Raw genomic sequence first — 4,689 nt, 5'->3', positions numbered from 1 at the left:
AGAAAAATTCCAATCTTCAGGTTGTGGAAACCGCTATAGCCCGTCTTGATACGTTTCCGGACAATCAAAAGGACTTTCTTATTAAAGGATTTGTGGCCTATTGTAGTCTGATTCTTAAAAAAGCCGGTGATATTCTTGGAAAAAACCCCGTAAACAATATTCTGATAGACATTGAAAAAGTGCTGGACTATATCAACAAATACCAGAGCAGTTCCAATGATAAAGACAGAATCGTTACAGATTTAAACGCCTTGATCAGCCAAACCCGGGCAGATTTCAACCTCAGCGCAAAAAATACAAAAAGCAAAAAAAGCCTGTTTTCATTATTTTCCCGATAGGGTTGTTTTATAAAAACATCCAAAACATCTGGGTAAGTTACTCAGATCTTTAAAACTTTGTTGTAGGTTATGCCCGGCAGTTGATATGTCAGGTCAGCCCATGGCTATTATTTAGGAATTTGAAACCTTTGACCCACCATAGGCCAGAAAAGAGAGGGCCGCTGTTCGAAAAAGTGCCCGGATGGTTTCTAAAATTTCCTGGCTCAGAAAATTGCCTAAAATGGTGACATAATCGGCAATAAACAGCAAGCACACCGTCACAAGAATCAGATTGATTACTTTTCCCACTTTACCACCGGCATATTTGATGCGGGCTTTATTGAATACAAAAATAATGATCAGATAAATAATAAGCGTAAACACGGATATGATCATTTGAGTGGTCATGATATCCACTGGTTATTCTCCTTTAATTTATTTATGTTTCTTCTTTGGATAAAATTGCAAATATCTCTTTTGCTATCCGCTCAGCATCAAGGTTCTGGGCCCCGACTTCGGTGACAACCCCAAGCAAATCTCTGCCAAAGGGAAAAATAAAAACCTGTGTATTGTTCCGTCTTAAAAAAGCAGCATACCTGAACTGCTTTGGGCTGATGGATAAATAAATGCTGCCACAGGCAGCAATTGCTTTGGATACTTTTTTATCTGCGCCGGGTTCCATTTTCGAAGAGAAATTCCGGTCAAGCACATTCCCGTTCCCATCCACAAGAAAAAAGGCATTCACACCTTTTATCCTGCTGATATTTGAAAGGGAACCCTTCATATCTGCCACTCTTTTTTGTGCGTGTACTGCATAAAAAAACGGCAAAAAGGTTCGGGCAAGTTCGGTGTCAGGGCAACAAGCACCAGATACTGTCCCTTTTTTTCTCTGGCCACAAAAAAATACTTGTCTGATATCAAAACGGTCATGGACCCGATATCGGGCATGGCCGCCAGTCCTTGTTCCAAACTTTGGGCCAGACGCGATCCAAGACTGTGAATATCTTCCGGCAAAAGCAGATCAGGCATCCGGCAGATGGTAATCCCTTTGCTTATATCATAGATAAAGCCCCCCATCATCTGCGGGTACCGGTCAAGGACCTGAAACAAATAATCAACCCTATTCTCCTGTTGTTTTTTTTGCTGCAGCAAAGGCAGAAGATAATCATTATGATATCCGCATGCATGGCAGATGAAAACTGCCCGGCCCTTGACAATATGTGCCGGACAAACCTGGTTTCTATCACCGCAGTCCTCACAGAATACGATCATTCTATTCCTTGAAGGCTATTGAATAAAGCCTTTAACCGGGCAAAAATCCCTTTTTTCTTTTGTTCCCCATCCTTTTCCTGGGTTTGATCGGGTTCTGCAGTTGCCATGCCGTTCAACCCGTCATCGAATTCGGAATCGTTCATGCCGTTTTCCCCGGTATCAGGCACTGCCTGCCGGTGAATAAACCGGGCCATGGAGGAGACAAGATCAAGAAGCCTGACCTTGTCGGAATCCGGGGCCCAAATATCATTTAAGCTTGCAATCTTTTCCTGAACCTGTTCAAACACGTCCAAACGACTCAATGTGTCAGGGTCGAAAAGCAATTTTTGAAGGTCATCCAGATTCGGGTCCGGTTCCTGATCGGTCATATTCCCATCCGTATCATCTTCGAGAGAGATCTCTTGAACCGCGTCATCATCACCCGGCTGTTCTTCCGGATGAATTTCATCCTCTTGGCTATCGGGAACAGGCGCAATCTGCCCCGAAGAATCGGCTGGTTCCTCTAAAAGATCAATGCCCGCGGAGTCGATACCGGGATCATTACCATCAGAAAAATCAACCGGTTCCGCTGAAAGATTACTTTCACCCCCCAAATTTTCAGCATGGTCCAAGGATTGGGAATCCGGCGGATCCTGAACTTCCATGACGCCGTCATCTGAGGTATCAAGGTTGAAAAAGGCATCAAGCCTGCTTTCAATCTCTGGAATGGGTGTATTGCCCATTCTTTGGGGCGTGACCTGCTGAACCCCGGCTTTTTTCTCTGCCGCACCCATTACACCGGGCATGCTTGGGGCATTTTCCTGATCCGGACCATGTATACTTGAAAGATGAATGGCATCAAGCAGTTCATCCGCCGCTGATTCCTTCATGGAAAACAAATCCCCCATAACATCCCGTTGGGGTGGCAAGGAATCCTTCCCCGTTGATGGAGTGCCTTTTCTTGCGCCAAGCCCCGATGCCGGGTCTGTCATCGGGTCATCCAGGGTAAAGAACAGGCTCTCTTCCTGGTCAGATGCTTGTTCATTTATATGAGATAAAGCGGGTGCAAAACCCTCATCCTCACGGTACTCCGCAATATTGCCCGGGGCAGCCGGTTGCCCTTGGGCGGGATGTTGAATTGTCCGGACTGCTGAGGGGGTATGATCTTCCGCGTTTGGACCAGGTGTTAAACCGGCATCAATCTTGCGTTTAAATGCCTTGTACGCCTGGATACTTTCCAGCACCAGCTCTTTTTTCTTATCGGGTGGCATACTGGGATGGCCCACCAGCAATTCGTACTGATGGAATACCCGGCGCAGTAGGGAAACCGAATCCTGGTGGGCATTGGCTTGGTGCTGGGCAATGTGGGCACCAAGCCAATGCATGATACGCAGAAAGGTATGATGCATTTTATCGAATTTAAGCCGTTTTTCAAGCCGGATAAGGACACGGTCAAACCCCTCCATGGTGATATTTGAAATCTCCCAGTCCACGGAAAGAATGACGGCTTTGAGTTCTTCCATCTCAGAATCAAGAATAAGTTTTCGAGATTCAATGGCAGATTTAACGAACTTAAATGTATCCTTACTTCTCGATAATAGCTGTGCCTGCTCTTCAACAGATGATGAGATTAAAAGGCTTTTCAAATTATCCGCCAGGGTCCCAAGGGCAGGGAGCGTTTCGGGGTGTGCCTTATCCTTTCGTGCATCAAGATATTTTATCAAAGAGTGCATCATTTTAATAACAAGCAGGGCTTCTTGTTTTCCGACACAATCAGTTTCCAGGGAGTTAAGACGGTCTGCAAGCACTTTTACATCAGCAGTCTCAACCCCGTTTGTCATATGTTCGATATTTTTCTGTATCTGATCAACAAAATCCAATATCCTTCTCCTTAAAATATCTGGTCCTGGATAGACACCAGGGTAGTGGATATAATTTTTTTCAAGGTAGGTATTACATTACCCCCGTTCGATGCACTGGCCTCAAACGCCGGCACCTTAAGACGGCTGTTCAGATCTCTTTGCAGCGTTTTTGAATCCAGCGTCTCAACATCGGATTTACGCAGATCCACTTTGTTGTACTGCATGACCAAAGGCATTTTAAAAAGATCCAGCTGATAGGTTTTAAGATTTTCATATAACTGGTTAAGGGATTCAATATTTTTCCCGCGCTGGCTCTTCTGGACATCCGCCACAAACACAATACCGTCAACCCCGCGCAACACAAGCTTGCGTGTGGCATTATACTTTACCTGCCCCGGCACCGTGTACAGTTGGATGGTTACGTCAAATCCCTTGATCTTACCGACATCAAAGGGAAGAAAATCAAAAAACAACGTCCGGTCATCATTGGTTTTCAGACTGACCATTTCCGTTTTTATCTGTTCCTTGTATGTCCGGTTAATGTATTCAAGATTGGTCGTTTTTCCACCACGCCCGGGGCCGTAGTAAACGATCTTGATTTGAACCTCCCGGGTTTTTACATTGATAAGCGCCAAATCTGTTTCCTTTTTGATTCAGGATACTTTATTTTTTTCCTGCAATTAAAAATTCATGTTTATGAAAGCACCCGATTCATCTCTTCTATGGTTTCTGCAACTTTTAAACGCACCAGGCCAAGGGAAATGTTTTTACCAAACATTGAAATTAAAAGGGTGTCTTCTGTGACTTTGCTGAAGTGAATGCTTAATTTTTCCCCTTTATGAAATAAAAGGGAAAATTCAGATTCGCCAACCAGCCGTGCCATGGCATCCACCGCGGCAAAATTGCCTGCAGCAAGCGCTGCAAAGGAAGTGGCGTCCAGGTCGGTTTTGCCGTTACTGTGCTTTGCTATGGCATTGCCGCTTAAATCCATGAAAATCACATGATCAATCCCAGCGCCGATCAGGCGTTGTAGGATGGCGTTGTCTATCGCATTTAACTGTTTTGTATCATACATGGCAGATTATCCGGAAAAATTGTTAGGCCCAATTATGACTGACATAAAATTTAAATTGAATTATACCGGATGAATAAAAAGGAATCAATCTATGGGTTTGAATCTCAAAAAAGAATTATTGACCTTATACGCACAAAACCATTATGAATGGTCCTAAAAATTTTATGAAAAGGGTCGGGTCACT

General features: G+C 44.2%; 6 protein-coding genes and 1 pseudogene. 1 reads left to right on the top strand and 6 read right to left on the bottom strand.

The annotated features are described in order from the left end of the window. Positions 1-338: pseudogene (locus AB7U36_RS18720) on the top strand (DUF4388 domain-containing protein); the annotation flags it as partial. Positions 339-449: 111 nt separating this feature from the next. Here the strand turns inward: AB7U36_RS18720 and AB7U36_RS18715 are convergent. From AB7U36_RS18715 to AB7U36_RS18690, 6 genes are read right to left on the bottom strand one after another with little or no spacing between them, the layout of a single operon-like run. Beyond that, positions 450-725: a hypothetical protein gene (locus AB7U36_RS18715; protein ID WP_428161175.1), complete on the bottom strand. Its 276-nt coding sequence runs from the start codon at positions 723-725 to the stop codon at positions 450-452. 31 nt (positions 726-756) lie between these two features. After that, positions 757-1,062: a hypothetical protein gene (locus tag AB7U36_RS18710; RefSeq protein ID WP_428161174.1), complete on the bottom strand. Its 306-nt coding sequence runs from the start codon at positions 1,060-1,062 to the stop codon at positions 757-759. A gap of 35 nt (positions 1,063-1,097) precedes the next feature. Continuing rightward, complete coding sequence (locus AB7U36_RS18705) at positions 1,098-1,589, bottom strand: hypothetical protein (RefSeq protein ID WP_428161173.1); 492 nt, start codon at positions 1,587-1,589, stop codon at positions 1,098-1,100. Beyond that, entirely contained in the window at positions 1,586-3,448 is a 1,863-nt protein-coding gene (locus AB7U36_RS18700; protein ID WP_428161172.1) for a hypothetical protein, read from the bottom strand. The genes AB7U36_RS18705 and AB7U36_RS18700 overlap by 4 nt, the downstream gene beginning before the upstream one ends. A gap of 11 nt (positions 3,449-3,459) precedes the next feature. Beyond that, positions 3,460-4,065, bottom strand: coding sequence for a GTP-binding protein (locus AB7U36_RS18695; RefSeq protein ID WP_428161171.1), 606 nt, complete (start codon positions 4,063-4,065; stop codon positions 3,460-3,462). 59 nt (positions 4,066-4,124) lie between these two features. After that, positions 4,125-4,505: a roadblock/LC7 domain-containing protein gene (locus tag AB7U36_RS18690; protein WP_428161170.1), complete on the bottom strand. Its 381-nt coding sequence runs from the start codon at positions 4,503-4,505 to the stop codon at positions 4,125-4,127. Positions 4,506-4,689 lie beyond the last annotated feature (184 nt).

This window comes from Desulfobacter sp. (assembly GCF_050177295.1).
The sequence above is the reverse complement of the archived record's forward strand: the minus strand, read 5'-3'. Positions and strand labels throughout refer to the sequence as shown.

What these genes read in the sequence shown, in the direction of transcription:
- AB7U36_RS18715 (WP_428161175.1), bottom strand. Translation starts at nt 725, where the DNA reads ATGACCACTCAAATGATCATATCCGTGTTTACGCTTATTATTTATCTG.
- AB7U36_RS18705 (WP_428161173.1), bottom strand. Translation starts at nt 1,589, where the DNA reads ATGATCGTATTCTGTGAGGACTGCGGTGATAGAAACCAGGTTTGTCCG.
- AB7U36_RS18690 (WP_428161170.1), bottom strand. Translation starts at nt 4,505, where the DNA reads ATGTATGATACAAAACAGTTAAATGCGATAGACAACGCCATCCTACAA.